The following is a 17,946-nucleotide window of genomic DNA, read 5'->3' as shown; positions in this document are numbered from 1 at the left end:
AATGGCTGGTAAATTAAATCAAGAAAAAGATAAAGAAGAAATTTTAAAACTTGTTAGTCAATATTGTGATAAATATCATAAAAAAGATGCTTATGTATATGGACAAAGAATTCCCTATGCATCAAGGGTTTATGACAATGCAGAAATGGTTAATCTTGTAGATAGTTCTCTTGAATTCTGGCTTACATCAGGAAGATATACAGATGAATTTGAAAGTGAATTTGCTAAATATTTAAATGTTAAATACTGTAGTCTAGTTAATTCTGGTTCAAGTGCTAACTTGAACGCATTTATGGCATTAACATCGCCATTACTTGGAGAAAGGGCAGTTAAACGTGGAGATGAAGTTATTACTGTTGCAGCAGGATTTCCAACTACTGTTACTCCTATGATTCAATTTGGTGCAGTTCCTGTTTTTGTTGATGTTGCAATTCCACAATATAATATTGATGTAACAATGCTTGAAAAGGCTTTGTCAGAAAAAACTAAAGCAGTTATGATTGCACATACATTGGGAAATCCCTTTGATTTAAAAGCTGTTAAAGAATTTTGTGATAAGAATGATTTATGGCTTATAGAAGATAATTGCGATGCATTAGGGTCAAAATATACTATTGATGGAGAAGAAAAGTTTACAGGTACTATTGGAGATATTGGAACTTCAAGTTTTTATCCACCACATCATATGACAATGGGTGAAGGGGGTGCAGTATATACAAATGATGCATTACTTAATAAAATAATCCGTTCATTTAGAGATTGGGGAAGAGATTGTGTATGTCCTTCTGGTATGGATAATTTATGTAAACATCGTTTTGATAAACAATATGGTGAATTACCTGTCGGATATGATCATAAATATGTATATTCACATTTTGGCTACAACTTAAAAGCTACAGATATGCAAGCTGCTATAGGATGTGCTCAACTTAAAAAATTTCCTTCATTTGTTGAAAGAAGAAAACATAATTTTTATAGATTAAAGGAAAGTTTATTAGAAGTTGAAGATAAACTAATATTACCTGTTCCGTGTGAAAATTCTGATCCAAGCTGGTTTGGTTTTCTTATAACATGTAAAGAAGGTGTAGATAGAAATAAGGTTGTTAAATATGTTGAAGAGCATGGAGTTCAAACAAGAATGCTATTTGCAGGAAACCTTATTAAACATCCGTGTTTTGATGAGATGAGAACTGAGGGAACAGGATACCGTGTTGTTGGGGATTTGAAAAATACTGATAGAGTCATGAATGATACTTTTTGGGTTGGAGTTTACCCAGGAATGACAGATGAAATGATTGATTATATGGCTAAAACAATTAAAGAGGCTGTGAAATAATGAAGTTATTTTCAATTGAAAGTTTTAGAACACAAGGTTTTTGGAAGATAATAATTCAATTTATTAAATTTGGAATAGTAGGGGCATCGAATACTCTTATTTCCCTTTTAATATATTATGTGTTAATATATTTTAAAGTTAATTATATTGTTGCAAATACAATTGGATTTATTGTAAGTGTATTAAATGCTTACTATTGGAATAATAGGTATGTATTTAAAAAGAGTAATAAAGGTAATTTGAAACCCATGATAAAAACTTTTGTTTCATATGGTACAACATTTGTATTTAGTACAATTTTACTAGTAGTTATGGTTGACCATTTAAATCTTTCTAATATTATTGCACCAATATTAAATTTAATTATTACTATACCTTTAAATTTTATATTAAATAAGTTTTGGGCATTTAAGTAAGTATTGGAGGAATTAAAATATGAAACTAAGTGATTATATTGTAACTTTTTTGATTGAAAAAGGAGTTACAGATGTATTTGGATATCCAGGAGGAATGGTAACACATCTTATGGAGTCTTTTGATAAGTACAAAGATTTTATATCGGCACACGTAAATTATCATGAACAAGCATCTGCATTTTGTGCATGTGGATATGCTCAGGCATCAAATAAACCTGGTGTTGCATATGCTACAAGTGGGCCAGGGGCTACAAATCTTATTACAGGAATAGCGAATGCCTACTTTGATTCTATACCATGTATATTTATTACTGGTCAGGTGAATACTTATGAATCAAAAGGAGAGTTACATGTTAGACAAAAAGGATTTCAAGAAACGGATATTATAAGTATTGTAAAATCAATTACTAAATATGCAGTGAAAATTGATGATGAGAATAATGTTAAGTATGAATTTGAGAAAGCATTTGATATATGTATAAGTGGGAGGCCAGGGCCAGTACTTATAGATATTCCTATGAATATTTTAAGAGCAGATATTATTCCTGACGATTTAAAACATTATGAAGCACAAAATCCTAAGGAAATTAGTGATTATTATAATTATATGACGAATACTATGTTGCAAATGATAAATTTTTCTAGAAGACCAGTTATTTTGGCGGGAAATGGAATTAATATTGCAAATGTTAGAAATGATTTTAGAGATTTTGTCAATTTAATAGGTATTCCTGTTGTCACAAGTATGATTGGAAGAGATGTGTTACCTAATAATGTTGAAAATGGTTTTGGATTTGTTGGTGCTTATGGGGATAGATGTGCAAATTTTATTATATCTAATAGTGATTTAATTATAAGTATTGGATCTAGAATTGATTGTAGACAAACTGGAAGTAATTTGAAGATGTTTGGAGAAAATGCAAAAATTATAAGATTAGATATTGATAGTGGAGAACTTACAAATAAAATTAAAGCAGATGAAATAGACTTTGTTGTAGATTTGAAAAAAATATTTCCAATATTAAATACAGAAAAATTTGAATTGAAAGATAGATATGAAAAATGGTTAAATGTATGCAAGGAAATAAGAGAAGAACTCAAAGGAATAGATTCACAATATGAAACTGATATTATAGAAGAACTTTCTTATAAGGTTCCGGAGGATTCGATTATAACAACAGATGTTGGACAAAATCAGGTATGGGTTGCACAATCTTTTAATATAAGGAGCAATCAAAAGATGCTTTTTTCAGGGGGACATGGTGCAATGGGATATTCACTACCATCTGCCATAGGTGCATATTATGGTAGTAGAAAAAATGTGATTTGTTTTAATGGAGATGGTGGATTACAAATGAATATCCAAGAACTTCAATTTATAGTTAGAGAAAAGATTCCGGTCAAGATTATATTACTTAATAACAAATCATTAGGAATGATTCGTCATTTTCAAGAAATGTATTTTGAATCTAATTTTGTTCAAACTAAAAAAGATGGTGGGTATACAATTCCTGACTTTGATAAAATTTCCAATGCTTATGGATTAAGATATATAAATATAAAGTCTGTAAAGCAAATATCAGAATGTGAAGATATATTAATAGATGATAAACCTTGTTTTATAGAGTTAAGTTTAACTGATACTACTTATGTGTCTCCCAAGCTTGCTATGGGAAAACCTATTCATGATCAAGATCCATTATTAGATAGAGATTTGTTTAATAGATTAATCAAAATTTGTAATATTTAAGAACATTAGAACTAATATTAATAATATTAGTTCTAATGTTCTTAACTTGGAGAAATAGAAAGAGGTATAATTAATTATGAAAAATGTGGTGGTAACTGGTGCTACAAGTTTTATAGGAATACATATAATTAAGGAATATATTAAAAATAACTGGATTGTGATAGCTGTAGTTAGACCTAATTCAAAAAATTTAGATAGATTACCAAAAAGCAATCTTTTAACAGTTGTAGAAATTGATATAGAAAATATTGGAAGACTTACAGAAAAAATTGAAACAATAAAAATAGATATATTTTATCATTTGGCATGGGATGGTGTAAGGGTACCATATCGTGATAATGCTATTTTACAAAATAAAAATTACATTTGTGCAATAAATGCCTTAAAAATTGCTAAAAAATTAGGATGCAATACATTTATTGGAGCTGGATCTCAAGCTGAATATGGTAAATGTATTGGAAAGATTGATGAAAACTATCCTGCTAGACCAGTTACTGAATATGGTAAAGCTAAATTAAAAACTTATCGAGCACTTAAAAAAATTGCTAACGAAAACAATATAAAATTTATTTGGACAAGAATATTTAGCGTATATGGTATTTATGATTATCAAGGAACATTAGTTATGTCAGTTTTAGATAAGATGAAAAGAGATGAAAGTATAGAATTAACTAAGTGTATACAAAGTTGGGACTTTATACATGTAGAAGATTTAGCAAGAGCAATGTATTTGCTTGCTAATAAATCTTGTGTGGAGGGTATATATAATATTGCAAGTGGTGATAGCAGGAAGCTTAAAGACTTTATAAAAGATATGAAAAGAATCAGTAAATCTAAAAGTGAACTGAAATTTGGTGCAATATCTTATAATAGCGAAGGTTTTATAAGCTTTGAGCCAGTTGTAGATAAATTAAAACAAAATTTAGGATGGTCGTGTGAGATTAATTTTGAAGAAGGGATCAAAATGTTATTAGAATCTATTGGTTAGGGGATAGTTAAATGAAAAAAATAAGTATATTAATTCCTACATATAATGAAGAGGAAAATGTAATTCCTTTAAGTCAGGAAATCATTAATTTATTTAAAAATAAATTAGAAAACTACGAATATGAAATTATATTTATAGATAATTATTCTAAGGATAAAACAAGAGAATCATTACTTAATTTATGTCAAAAAAACAAAAACATAAAGGCAATATTTAATGCGAAAAATTTCGGTCAGTTTAATTCACCATATTATGGGCTATGTCAAACAACAGGTGAATGCACTATTTTATTGTGTGCTGATTTTCAAGATCCTATTAGTATGATTCCTAAGTTTATTAAAGAATGGGAAGGTGGATACAAAATAGTTTGTGGTATAAAAACTAAAAGTAAAGAAAATAAAATTATGTATTTTTTGAGATCATGTTATTACACAATGATAAAAAAAATGTCAAGTGTTGAACAGATAGAACATTTTACAGGATTTGGATTATATGATAAAAGCTTTATTGATGTCTTAAGAAATCTTGGAGATCCTTCACCATTTTTAAGAGGAATTGTTGCTGAATTGGGTTTTGAAAGAAAAGATATTGCATATGAACAAGAAAAACGAAGATCTGGTAAAACTAGTAATAATTTTTACAAATTATATGATGCTGCCATGCTTAGTTTTACATCATACACTAAGATAGGCCTTAGACTTGCTACAATTGCAGGATTTGTATTATCTGCATTAAGTATAATAATTTCTGTAATATATTTAATATTAAAAATAATTTATTGGAATGATTTTCCGTTAGGCGTGGCTCCAATACTTATTGGAGTATTTTTCTTTGGATCAATACAACTTTTCTTCATTGGATTAGTTGGGGAATATATTATGAGTATGAATACTAGAATTATGAAAAGACCTTTAGTAATTGAAGCACAAAGAATTAATTTTGATGAAAAACAACAACAAGAATGAATAAATTTAAGTGTCAACAGTCAAAGGATTGATGTGTAGCGGTAGCGTAATTTAAGTTATAAAATAAGCCCAACATAAAAGTTTAAATTCTATGTTGGGTATAATTTTATATTTAAATAATTATTTGGTAGTCTTTACACGAAGTTGATCTTGAATGTTTAATTCAATTTCTCATATTTTTTGCATTATTGATGGAATTCTGAATAGCTACTGAATCATAATAGAGTTAATTAGTACTGGCGCATAAATGTTTAGTTCGTCAAGTTCAGAGTATAAATCTGTAAATAAAATTAAAATCTATAGCTTTATCAATTTTTCTAATTAAATCAATTACACTATTAAATTCAATTAGAAATCTATTAGTCACATATTTTCGTGCATCATTTTTATCACACAATGTAATTTAAATTGAAAAATTAAAAGTTATCGAATGAAGCATTTTATTATAATAAAATGCTTTTGTCTATAATATGCAAATTATTAGAAAAAGTTTTTTGTATTATGTTCTAAATATTTCTTATATAATATTTTAGATAATTTTATTGAATTTGAATCAATATATTTATAAAAACAATGTGATATTAGTATTATTAATGGTATGGATAATATCAACATAATAAAAAAGGTTTGGTAATATCTAAAATAATTAATAAGATTTAAAAAAATGAAACTAGAAAATGAACATAATACTATAAGATGTATTAAATACATTGAAAATGATATTTTTCCTAAAAATAAAAATATTTTATTTGAGAAAAAGTTTTTTAATTTATATGAATTTAAAAGTGTGATCATAATAAAGAAAGAACCTATTATATGATATAACATTACGACATCATTAAATTTTGATATTTTTATATAATTATATATGCTTCCAGTTACATCTACTCCAGAAGGATATGAGCATAAGTATAGTCCCGTAATTAGAAAAAATATCTTCGGAAATCTAAAGTTTATTTTATTTATTAATTTGCAATTAACACTATGTATATCACTTAAAAACATTCCTAAAATAAACGCTAAATAATAAGTATTGAATAATAAAAATATTATAACTATGTATGTGATTACTCTGGTTTTTATTTTTCCAAAAATAAAAAGAAATCCAAAAACAATAAAGGAACCAAATAACTCATAGTGCATAGTCCAAAGCACTGCATTATAGGATGTTTCACTAAAAAAGAACACTCTATATAATCCTTGTTTAAGCATTTCAAATGTATTAGGTTCAAAATTATAGAAACTTCCTAACCACCAATCTGAGCCAGTTATAGTAGACGCTTGAATATTATAAAATAACTTGAATTTCATAAGTATAAATACCAACACTATTGAAGATAATACAGGTATCATTAATCTTAAATATCTCCTGATTGCACTTGAAATCACTATATTTTTTTCTTTATATTTGAAAAACTTGCAACTAAGAACATATCCACTTAAAATAAAAAACATGCATACTGAAGCATTTCCATTAAAAAATAAATTGAATGGTGTTCTTGAAATAAGTGCATCAAAGCCACTACTGGTTCTAATGCTGTTGATATTTCCGGTATATGTTGAAGGATAAAAACCAACTAAATAATGATGAATTATAACAATAAAAGCTGCTAGTCCTCTCAATCCATCTAAACTTTTTTCATTCTGAATCATAATTTTTCCTCCCAGTATAATAAGTTAGCCAATGCCAGCTATTATTTTATTAATAAATTTCTAAAATAAATAGAAAATGAAGTATTCATTCATCAGATGTTAATTTTATAAATTCACTAAGTCTGATCATTAAGGCTTGCTATAAAATATGATACACAAGAAGAGAGAATTTTTAGTAAGTTCTTAGTAATTTATATCTAAAAAGAATTTAATTATTTTCTCTACGTTTTGACTGGTTAGATTTTCTGGGTTGTTTTGGGAAAGCTGCATTTGTATTGAATTCACATAAATTTATAATAATTAACGATTCAGTTATATTTGATATAATGAATTTAATTATAAGATTATTAACCTTATAATTACTAAGAATAGCACAAATATTAACATCAGAAAAGTGAATTATTACATATTTGGTTAGAAAAGCTATATTGATAGAAATATCTTACTATATAAGGAATTTTACGGAAAATTGCAATTGATGAACAAAGTAGTGTCTGAATATGGATTTAAAAATGTGAAACTATCTATTAATGAGGAATTAAAAGTAAATAAAGTAATAATGAATTTGAAAAATTAGTAGATGAAGGGATGTCGTGCCAGGTCTAAATTTAATAAGTAATGTGATAGCTTAGATGCAATCTGAAAAAGAAAGTGTCTTTTATAAACTTTTAGCCACGTGAGTTTGATTGTGAACTGGAAAAAGTACTACTGAAGTGGTAATTACCATTTAACTAGAGGATAACCACAAATTAATTGAAATGGATATTTTAATCGATGTTTATTAAATAGACCTACACTAAATGAAATAATTTGGTATAATAAAAAATAGTGATAATTTATTTTATATGAGTTCTAATTAAGAGTGTACATTTCAATTCAAGAAATCCTGAATGGATTTCGCTGTTAACTGATAATTGCGAATTGAATATTTATAATTGGAATATATATGCAAAAATGATTGTTTAACACTTAAAGATTTCTAAAGGAAATCAGAATTTGTTATGGACTATAGAACGTTAATAATTGCAGGTATAAGTTTTTTATTATAAGAATTATGAAAATATTAAGCAATGTAAATTGATGAATATTTAATTAGGAGTGAGCTAATGTATTTTAATGAGAGGGTCAATAAAAAAAGGTATATTTTTATTGCTTTTGCAATAGTGTTTTTTATTGCCCAATGTTTTATTACCTTATATCCAGGAGATGATACATATTTTATAGAAACAGTCTCTAAAAGTAAAAGTATTATTTCTTTTGTAATTATGCGTTATGAAACTTGGGGAGGAAGAATAGCTAGTGAATTTTTTATAGGCATTTTTTCTTTGTTACCTTTATTCATTTGGCGTATTTTAAATACAATAATAGCAGTAATGTTTGTTGTGTTTATTTCAAATATTATAAAGTTATCTATATCAAAAGATAGTTTTGAGAAGCATAGTAATATTATTGATGTTTTTGTTTGCTTATCATTCTTTATGATACCAATATCTGTTACAACAAGAGCTTGTTCATGGTTTACTGGTAGTTTTTATTATTTATGGCCGACGTTTTTTTGCCTTATAGCAATGTCACCATTTATTTATAAAATATACAATAAAGATATATCTAAAAAGCATTGTATTATTGCAATGTTATCAGTATTATATGCTTCCTATATGGAGCAGACAGCTGCTGTATTAATTTGTTTTGGAATAATGACAGTATTGTATTTATATAAACGTGATAAAAAGTTTTATTTAGGGCTAGTTGCAGAAAATTTGCTGGTTTTAATTAATTTGATAATTTACACGCTATCGCCAGGTAATGAATTGCGTAACATTTCGGAAACTAAAACTTGGTACCCTGGGTTTGATAGTTTATCTTTATTTCAAAAAGTATATCAAGGTGTATGTTGGACTCATTCTCATCTTGTTAGAGAAACTACTATTTTAATGCTTGTAATTAGTTTGCTTTTATTTATTATAGTATTTAATAGAAATAGTAAATGGTCAGTTAGAATTTCAGCATTTATTCCGTCTATGTATTTTATAGGCAGCTTAGCACCAATTAACAAAATGGTCTTAAGCACCACTAGTTATGAGTATCCCTATGATATACAAACTATCCTTGATAAAATATTTTTTAATCCAATGCTTGATATAGTACCAGCTGTTATAAGTTCTGTTATTATTTTTAGTATAGTTATCCTCATGTTCATGTGTATAAAGAACAAAAATGAGAGATATCTGTGTATAATTTTTTACTTAGCAGCCTTAGCCTGTGGATATATTTTAGGCTTTTCACCAACTATTTTTGCATCTGGACCACGAATATTTTTTATGACAAATATTCTTTTGCTTATCATAGGTGGAATATTATTAAAGAATATATTAGAAGAAGTACCTATAAATAAAATGTTGTGGAAGATAAGCAGTATTTTTTATTGTTCATTAGCAAGCATTTATGCCTTAATTTATGTTGGAGGAATTGCTATCAAGACAATATTTAAAATCAAATAGAGGAGTAAGTTCTTTGTATAAAAATAGGAAAAGTTTACAGGCAATTGATCATTGACAATTGATAACAGATAAGATGAATTTAAATAATAAATCTTAGCTGTTTTTTTGTTTTAAGCAAACATAATGTAGGCTATAATATAAGAGAAGAAGCTGAATATTAAACAGGGAGTGATATAATGAATTTTAAACCACTACCAATAGGAATAGATAATTTTGAAAAGTTAATAACTAGAGGTTACTATTTAGTAGATAAAACCTTATTAATAAAAGATTTACTTGATAATAAAGCAGATGTCAACTTATTCACAAGACCAAGAAGATTTGGAAAAACTCTAAACATGAGTATGCTTCAATATTTCTTTGAAAACAGTAGTGAAGATAACTCTTACCTTTTTGAAAATTTGAATATAATGAAAACTGGGGAACAATATACTTCACATATGGGGCAATATCCAGTAATTAATTTATCATTAAAATCGTCTAAACAACCTACTTTTGACTTGGCTCTTAAGTGTATTAAAGATGAAATAGTAAATGAATTTAGACGTCATGATTATATTTTAGAAAGTGATAAATTAAATGAGGAAAGAGAAGAATATAGAAGCATAGCCAGAAAAGATGGAGATGAAGGACTTTATGTAACTGCACTAAAATTCTTATCTGACTGCTTAGAAAAGTATCATGGAAAGAAAGTGATAATTCTTATAGATGAATATGATGTACCTCTTGAAAATGCATTTTTTGAAGGCTTCTACGATAGAATGATAGCTTTTATAAGGTCACTTTTTGAATCCGCCTTAAAAACAAATTCATCTTTAGAATTTGCAGTTATTACAGGTTGCTTGCGTATTTCACGAGAAAGTATTTTTACAGGTTTAAATAATTTAGATATTATCTCAATTTTAAATGATTATTATGATGAATATTTTGGATTTACCCAAGCTGAAGTGAGTAATATGCTTATGGATTATGGACTTAGTGAGAAAGAAGAACTTACTAGAAATTGGTACAATGGATATATTTTTGGTCAGGCACAGGTATATAATCCTTGGAGTGTTGTGAAGTTTGTTAAAGATTTATATAAGAATCCAAATGTATTTCCTTCATCATATTGGGCAAATACAAGTTCAAACAGTATAGTCAGAAGCTTAATTGAAAGAGCTGATAATGTAACTAAAAATGAAATAGAATTATTAATTGAAGGAAAAACAATTGAGAAACCAGTTCATGAAGATATAACTTATGATGAAATTTACGATAGTATGGATAATTTATGGAATTTTATGTTTTTCACTGGTTATTTTAAAAAAGTAAATGAAAGAATCAGTGAAACAAATCAAAAATATGTGGAATTAGAAATACCTAATGAGGAAGTAAAGTATATATTTAGAACAAAAATCTTAAAATGGTTTCATGATAAAATAAAAGTAAAAGATTTGAGTATTTTGTATTCTGCAATATTTGAAAAAGACAGGGATACCTTTCAAAAGGAATTAAATAAGCTATTAAGGGAAACTATAAGTTTTAATGATGCTTATGAAAATTTCTACCATGGCTTTGTAGTAGGAGTTTTAGCTAATATGCATGAATATATTGTAAAATCAAATAGAGAGTCTGGAGATGGCAGAAGCGATATTTTTATAAAGTCACCATCAATATTTGATCCAGCAGTTATAATAGAACTTAAGGTTTGTGATAATCCTAAGGATATATTTAAAATGAGTGATAAAGCTTTAGAACAGATTGAAGAGAAAAAATATGAAGAAGAGCTTAATCAAGAAGGATATGAAAATATAATAAAATATGGAATTTCATTTTATAGGAAAGATTGTATCGTGAAGTGTAGGGACTGTCACTTGGTAAAAGTTGGGGATTGATTGTGATAAATCAATAGAGAGGCGGATTATACAATGAAAAAAACTATACAAATAGGGACCTCAGATTTTAAAGAATTAATAGAAAAAAACAATTATTTTGTGGATAAGAGCTTATTAATAAAAGAATTTATAGAAAATGGAGCAAAAATTATCTTAACTCCAAGACCAAGAAGATTTGGAAAAACGCTAAATTTGAGTATGTTAAGATACTTTTTTGATATAAGAACTAAAGAAGAAACAAAATCTTTATTTAATGGATTGAAAATAGAAAATGAAAAAGAAATAATGAAACTTCAAGGAGAGTACCCTGTTGTTTTTGTTACCTTTAAAAATCAGAAACATTTGTCTTATGAAAACTTTGAGGATGGAATTAAGGTATTATTGTCTAGTCTATATAATGAGCATGAATATCTCTTGGAGAGCTCTAAATTATCAGAGTTTGATAAAGAAGAGTTTAGAGATATAATTTCAAGAAATCCATCCCAAGGACTTTTGGCAGAGGGGATAAGCAATCTTATGAGATATATGAATAAACATTATGGAAAGAAAGTAATGCTATTCATAGACGAATATGACGTGCCAATTCAAGAAGGTTACATACATGGTTACTACGAAGAAATGATTGCACTTATAAGAAACTTATTAACTTCAGCTTTGAAGGATAATCCATATGTTGAAAAATCTTTGATTACAGGAATACTTAGAGTAGCAAAAGAAAGTATTTTTTCAGGACTTAATAATTTAGAAGTAAATACGCTTTTAAGATATAGTTTTAATGATAAATTTGGATTTACTGAAGAGGAAATACAAGAACTTGTAAAGTATTTTGATTCTGCTAATGAACTAGAAGGGATTAGAGAATGGTATGATGGATACATATTCGGAGGAGAAGTTATATATAATCCTTGGTCTGTTTTGAATTATTTAAAAAATAAACGAGAAGGGTTTATGCCTTATTGGATTAATAGCAGTAGCAATGATTTGATTAAGAAACTACTTCTTAAAGGAGATAATAGCCTAAAACTTGAACTTGAAGATCTTATAGAAGGGAAGTCAATTAGTAAAGTAATTGATGATACTATAGTGATGTCAGAAGTTGAAGATTCAAATGAGAATATCTGGAGTTTTTTACTTATGAGTGGGTATTTAAAAGCTGTAAAAACAGAACTTGTTAGAGGCAGATTAAATTGTGAACTAAAGGTTCCAAATGAAGAAGTTCATATATTTTATGAAAATTTAATTGAAAAATGGTTTAAAGAAACCCTAAATAATCAAAAATATAATATCATGCTAAAAGCATTAATCACAAAAGATCTTGAAGTTTTTGAAGAAATATTTACTGACTTTGTAATGAAAAATATGAGTTACTTCGACGTATCAGGGAAAGAACCTGAAAAGGTATATCATGCTTTTGTTCTTGGAATGATTGTATCTCTTGCAGACAAATATGAAGTTAAATCAAACAAGGAAAGTGGCTATGGAAGGTACGATGTAATGCTTATTCCAAGGGATATTTCGAAACTTGGAATTATAATAGAGTTTAAAAGAATAAAAGATACAGCGTCTAAAACTATAGATGAAGGGGTTAAGGAAGCCTTAGATCAGATTGGAAAAAATAAATATGAAGCTGAACTTCAAGATAGAGGTGTAAAAAATATATGGAAGCTTGCAATTGTTTTTAAGGGAAAGAGAGTTAGAATTGTAAGTGGGGACTGACTTCTGGCTAAAATTGGAAGTGAAAATGTACAATTGCTTTGAAAAGGAGGGAGAGCAGGCTTGGGAAAAAGATTTAATATAGCAGGTCCTTGTATTAGTAAAAAACATTACATGGTTAATATGGATAATAAGCTTAAGAAGATCGAAAGTCTTATAGATAAAGGAGATTACTTTATTATAAATAGGCCTAGACAATATGGAAAAACTACTTTACTATCTCAAATAGCAAAGGTATTTAAAGAAAAATATCTAATTATTAGAACAAGTTTTGAAGGTATTGGAGATAGTGTTTTTGAAGATGAGGAAGTTTTTAGCAGCACGTTTTTTATTTTAATTATAGATGCCTTAAGATTTATAGATGAAGAAAAATCAAATGAACTTAGAAATCTAAAAGTAGAAATTAAAAACTTGCAGATGTTATCCAGTGTTATAACGAAATTTATACAGAGTACTGAAAAACCAGTATTATTGATTATAGATGAAGTTGATAAAGCCAGCAATAATCAGCTCTTTTTAAGTTTTTTGGGAATGCTTAGAAACAAGTATATCTTATCTAATGATGATATGGATTATACTTTTCATTCTGTAATTTTAGCTGGAGTACATGATGTGAAAAATCTAAAGTTAAGAATTAGACCTGATGAAGAAAGGAAATATAATAGTCCATGGAATATTGCTGTAGATTTTAATGTTGATATGACCTTTAATTCCATGGAAATAGAAACTATGCTTAAGGATTACTCTATCGAAGAAAATGTGAAAATGGATACGAAGGCTATAGCTGAAAAAATATATTATTATACTAGTGGATATCCTTTTTTGGTTAGTAAATTAAGTTTATTAATGGAGCAAAACTTCAAAAATAACTGGATAGAAGATAATATTGATAAAGCAGTGAAATTGCTCTTATATGAAAAGAATACTTTGTTTGATTCTCTAATAAAGAATCTAGAAAATAATGAAGATTTTAAAAAATTTATTGAAAAAATAGTATTATCAGGTGAAGAAATAGTTTATGTTCCAAGTGACAGCTTGATTTCTCTTGGAGAATTATATGGATTCATAAAACAAGAAAATAATATATGTAAAATTCATAATAGGATTTTTGAACAATATATATATAATCATTTAACGTCTATAAAAGCACGTGAAAGCGAAAATATATCAAACTATAATTTTAGAGAGAACTTTTTAACATTGGATAATGGCTTGGATTTTGAAAAAGTACTTTTAAATTATCAAAAATTTATGAAAGAGCAATATAGCAATAAGGACGAAAAATTCATTGAATATCATGGAAGGTTATTGTTTTTAGCATTTATAAAACCAATTATAAATGGGATAGGTTTTGATTTTAAAGAAGTTCAGATATCTAGGGAGAAAAGATTAGATGTAGTTGTTACTTATAATAACCATAAATATATAACAGAATTAAAAATATGGCATGGAGAGGAATATCATAAAGCTGGAGTTAATCAATTATGTGATTATTTGAGTATTCATTCAATGGATAAAGGTTATTTGATTGTTTACAATTTCAATAAAAATAAAAAGTTTATACATGAGACAATATATGTGAGAAATAAAGAAATATTTATTGTGTATGTGTAGGGGACTGACCCTTGTATAAAATTGGAAAAGTACCTTCGAAATTTCTACTGAAGGTACTTTTCTTAATCTATTGTTGTTGTGCAGAATAAAGATAAACTTTATTTTAGTTATTAAGGTATAAGTCTAGTAATCTAAATCCTCTGTTTAAGATTAACTTTTTGCAGTAAATTGTTTTAAATAATTAACATTTAGGATATAATATAAATAGTTAACTTTAAATTTATTTACTTTAAAGTTAACTATTTTTAATGAAATTAGTGTAAGCTATGAATTATTTATTGAATAGAGGTGAAAAATTTATGTTTATAGGAAGAGAATATGAGATTAATGCTTTAAATAAACTATATTCAAAGGAAGAATTTCAGTTTATTGTTATGTATGGGCGTAGAAGAGTAGGAAAGACAACTTTATTAAGTGAATTTTGCAATAATAAGCCAGCAATATTTTTTGTTGCAGAGGAATATAATAGCAGCCTATCTCTTAGAAATTTTTCAAAACAAATTCTGGAGTATTTTAAAATGACGGATTATATCAGTACTTTTGAATCTTGGGAAAAAGCGTTTATGTTTTTAGCCAAAGAAAGCGAAGATAAGCAGCTGATATTAGTTGTTGATGAGTTTCCGTATTTAGTTCAATCTAATAATACATTGCCATCCTTATTACAAAATTTAATAGACCACTACTTAAAGAAAACAAAATTATTTATTGTAGTGTGTGGCTCTTCCATGAGCTTTATGGAAAAGGAAGTATTAAGCTACAAAAGCCCATTATTTGGAAGAAGAACTGCACAGATGCTGATTGAGCCTTTTGATTTTTATAATAGTTCGAAGTTTTTTCCAAAGTATTCTTTTAATGAAAGAGTTATGACTTATGGAATAATCGGAGGAATTCCTCAATATTTAGAGAAATTTAATGAAAAGAATACTATAGAGGATAATATAAAACAAGAATTGTTAGATAAGTCAAGTTATTTATATGAAGAACCTAAAAATTTACTAAAGCAGGAATTGAGAGAACCGGCTGTATATAATTCAATAATAGAAGCAATTGCAAATGGTTATACAAAGATAAATGAGATATCAACTAAAATTGGGGAGCCTAAAGATAAATGCTCTAAATATTTGTCATCATTAATTGATTTGCATATTGTATCAAAAGAGACACCTATTATGGAGAAAGAAAATTCAAGAAAAAGCATTTATAAGCTTAATGACAATCTATTTAAATTTTATTATAATTTCATTTTTTCTAATAAATCACTTATAGAACAGCACATGGGAGACTTTTTGTATGAAAAAAAAATAGAACCACAAATTCCAAAATATTTGGGTGAGATATTTGAAAAGGTGTGTATAGATTTTATGAATTATCAAAACAGAAATGGAGATTTACCGTTTATATATACCAATATAGGAAGATGGTGGGGCAATAACCCTAAAACTAAAAAACAAGAGGAAATAGATATAGTTGCTATTGATGATACAATGATATTATTTGGAGAATGCAAATGGAGAAATGAAAAATTAGATATGGATGTTGTAAACTCATTAATAAAAAAAAGTGAAATAAATGTATTTGAAAAGTTTCAAAAGAAATTTTATAGCTTTTTTTCAAAAAGCGGATTTACTGATTCTGTAAAAGACTATTCGAATAATAATAAAAATATTTTATTATTTGGACCTGAAGAGTTAATTGGGGACTGACCCTTGTAAAAAATAACCAAAAGCACTAGACATGAATAATCGTCTAGTGCTTAAAAAATTCAAAACTAATTATAACAATTGATATCTATTAATTGAAAACTGATTATTGATAATTGACCATTGCTTATTTTCCTACGTATACCCCATCAGTTCCAATTTTATATCCATCTACAGTTGTATTCTTAGCCATATCTCCACCTGCATTTAAGTAGTACCACTTACCAGAAGCATCTTTTAACCAGCCAGTTTTCATTGCGCCTGTTTCATCAAAGTAATATAATTGATTGCCTATGTTTGTCCAACCAGTTGCTATAGTTCCATCTGTCTTTTTAAATTGCCAAACTCCATTTGTTAAAGCATATTGAGAAATATTATTTTCCGGCGGGTTAATAGTATTGCTAGAAGTAGTATCAGTAGTTGAAGTCTTGCTTGTATTTTTTGTTACATTTAAGTAATAGTCTCTTCTTTTATGATCTGTACTTACAATTCTGATTTTGATAAGAGTTTTATCTTCATCTAAGGCTTCAGTTCGGACATTTTTGTTACTGCCCTTAGTATCTACATCTTTATCATTAATTGTTAGTCTATAATTATCTTGTTCAGGAACAGCTTTAATTCTAAGGTATTTTATATCTTGATCAACAGTTACATTATAAATTGCCTGCTCTTTATTGAAATTAAGATCAATTTGTTTATCATCAGAAGATAGTGATAATTGAGTTAAGTAAACATCATCGTAATCTTTTAATGTAACAGTATCCTCATCTGTATCATTATCTTCGCCAACTTCTCTTTCTACATTAAGTTGATATTCTGTATTAAAGGAACTATCAAAATCATTTTTTGAATCATATAATCTTATGTAAATTGATTTCTTTTCACCTTTTTCAAATTTTATTACGCTGTTAATATCGGCAAGCTTAATTTTTTCTGTGCCAACAAAAACACGTATATCTTTTGCATCTGCTTCAATTGTGCCTAATTTAATATTATCTTGATTTGAAGCAAGCTTTGAATAAATTACTATTGGAATCTTATCATATTTTTTTACTCTATTTTTTTCTTTGTTAGAGACACTGTTATAAATTGGTATTATAATTCCGGTAGATGTTGTTAGCCCCAAGTTTGAAATTTCATCATTAGAGTATGCATAAGCACACTGATTTCCCATATTTATGGTTGATGACATGAAAGTAGAAAAAGCAGCACATATTAAAGTGAATACAATTATTTTCTTTATCTTTTTATTCATAGAAATACCCCCTAAATTTTAACATGTATACGTTTTATTATAGCATTATTTATATGATTTAGAAACTATAAAATATTACTATTTTTTCTTTATGAAAACAATTACTAAATCCACAAAACTTTCAATTCTAAATTAATAACTTAATAAGTTTGAAGTAACAAAACCAAGCAAAAATTTC

12 protein-coding genes are annotated in these 17,946 nt (G+C 27.2%); 10 read left to right on the top strand and 2 right to left on the bottom strand.

The features are described 5' to 3' along the window. Position 1: 1 nt before the first annotated feature. The 5 genes from rfbH to CSPA_RS26310 all read left to right on the top strand — a co-directional run bounded on the left by rfbH (position 2) and on the right by CSPA_RS26310 (position 5,455). Positions 2–1,336: a lipopolysaccharide biosynthesis protein RfbH gene (gene rfbH / locus CSPA_RS26330; RefSeq protein ID WP_015395465.1), complete on the top strand. Its 1,335-nt coding sequence runs from the start codon at positions 2–4 to the stop codon at positions 1,334–1,336. Beyond that, entirely contained in the window at positions 1,336–1,752 is a 417-nt protein-coding gene (locus CSPA_RS26325; RefSeq protein ID WP_015395464.1) for a GtrA family protein, read from the top strand. Before rfbH ends, CSPA_RS26325 begins: the two co-directional genes overlap by 1 nt. 19 nt (positions 1,753–1,771) lie before the next feature. After that, positions 1,772–3,502 carry a thiamine pyrophosphate-binding protein gene (locus tag CSPA_RS26320; protein WP_015395463.1) on the top strand — a complete coding sequence of 577 codons (1,731 nt, stop codon included), beginning with the start codon at positions 1,772–1,774 and terminating at the stop codon, positions 3,500–3,502. Positions 3,503–3,578: 76 nt separating this feature from the next. After that, a complete protein-coding gene (locus CSPA_RS26315; RefSeq protein WP_015395462.1) occupies positions 3,579–4,490 on the top strand; it encodes an NAD-dependent epimerase/dehydratase family protein in 912 nt (303 codons plus the stop codon). 11 nt (positions 4,491–4,501) lie between these two features. Further along, positions 4,502–5,455 carry a glycosyltransferase family 2 protein gene (locus CSPA_RS26310; RefSeq protein WP_015395461.1) on the top strand — a complete coding sequence of 318 codons (954 nt, stop codon included), beginning with the start codon at positions 4,502–4,504 and terminating at the stop codon, positions 5,453–5,455. A gap of 480 nt (positions 5,456–5,935) precedes the next feature. On the opposite strand, the gene CSPA_RS26305 is transcribed toward CSPA_RS26310, so the two are convergent. Further along, positions 5,936–7,108 (bottom strand): acyltransferase family protein, encoded by a 1,173-nt coding sequence (locus tag CSPA_RS26305; RefSeq protein WP_015395460.1) that lies wholly within the window; start codon positions 7,106–7,108, stop codon positions 5,936–5,938. A 1,106-nt stretch (positions 7,109–8,214) separates the two neighbouring features. Between CSPA_RS26305 and CSPA_RS26300 the strand changes: the two genes are divergently transcribed. From CSPA_RS26300 to CSPA_RS26280, 5 genes are all read left to right on the top strand, one after another. Beyond that, positions 8,215–9,609 carry a DUF6056 family protein gene (locus tag CSPA_RS26300; RefSeq protein ID WP_015395459.1) on the top strand — a complete coding sequence of 465 codons (1,395 nt, stop codon included), beginning with the start codon at positions 8,215–8,217 and terminating at the stop codon, positions 9,607–9,609. Between the two features lie 176 nt (positions 9,610–9,785). Next, complete coding sequence (locus tag CSPA_RS26295) at positions 9,786–11,486, top strand: AAA family ATPase (RefSeq protein ID WP_015395458.1); 1,701 nt, start codon at positions 9,786–9,788, stop codon at positions 11,484–11,486. 33 nt (positions 11,487–11,519) lie between these two features. Further along, positions 11,520–13,202 carry an AAA family ATPase gene (locus CSPA_RS26290; protein WP_015395457.1) on the top strand — a complete coding sequence of 561 codons (1,683 nt, stop codon included), beginning with the start codon at positions 11,520–11,522 and terminating at the stop codon, positions 13,200–13,202. Between the two features lie 60 nt (positions 13,203–13,262). Continuing rightward, positions 13,263–14,813, top strand: coding sequence for an AAA-like domain-containing protein (locus tag CSPA_RS26285; protein ID WP_015395456.1), 1,551 nt, complete (start codon positions 13,263–13,265; stop codon positions 14,811–14,813). A gap of 299 nt (positions 14,814–15,112) precedes the next feature. Then, positions 15,113–16,516 carry an ATP-binding protein gene (locus CSPA_RS26280; RefSeq protein ID WP_015395455.1) on the top strand — a complete coding sequence of 468 codons (1,404 nt, stop codon included), beginning with the start codon at positions 15,113–15,115 and terminating at the stop codon, positions 16,514–16,516. 124 nt (positions 16,517–16,640) lie between these two features. On the opposite strand, the gene CSPA_RS26275 is transcribed toward CSPA_RS26280, so the two are convergent. Beyond that, entirely contained in the window at positions 16,641–17,768 is a 1,128-nt protein-coding gene (locus CSPA_RS26275; RefSeq protein ID WP_015395454.1) for a cadherin-like beta sandwich domain-containing protein, read from the bottom strand. Between the last annotated feature and the right edge of the window lie 178 nt (positions 17,769–17,946).

Origin of the sequence: Clostridium saccharoperbutylacetonicum N1-4(HMT), from assembly GCF_000340885.1 — a bacterium.
GTDB lineage: Bacteria > Bacillota > Clostridia > Clostridiales > Clostridiaceae > Clostridium > Clostridium saccharoperbutylacetonicum.
This window is presented reverse-complemented; position numbering and strand designations above follow the sequence as displayed.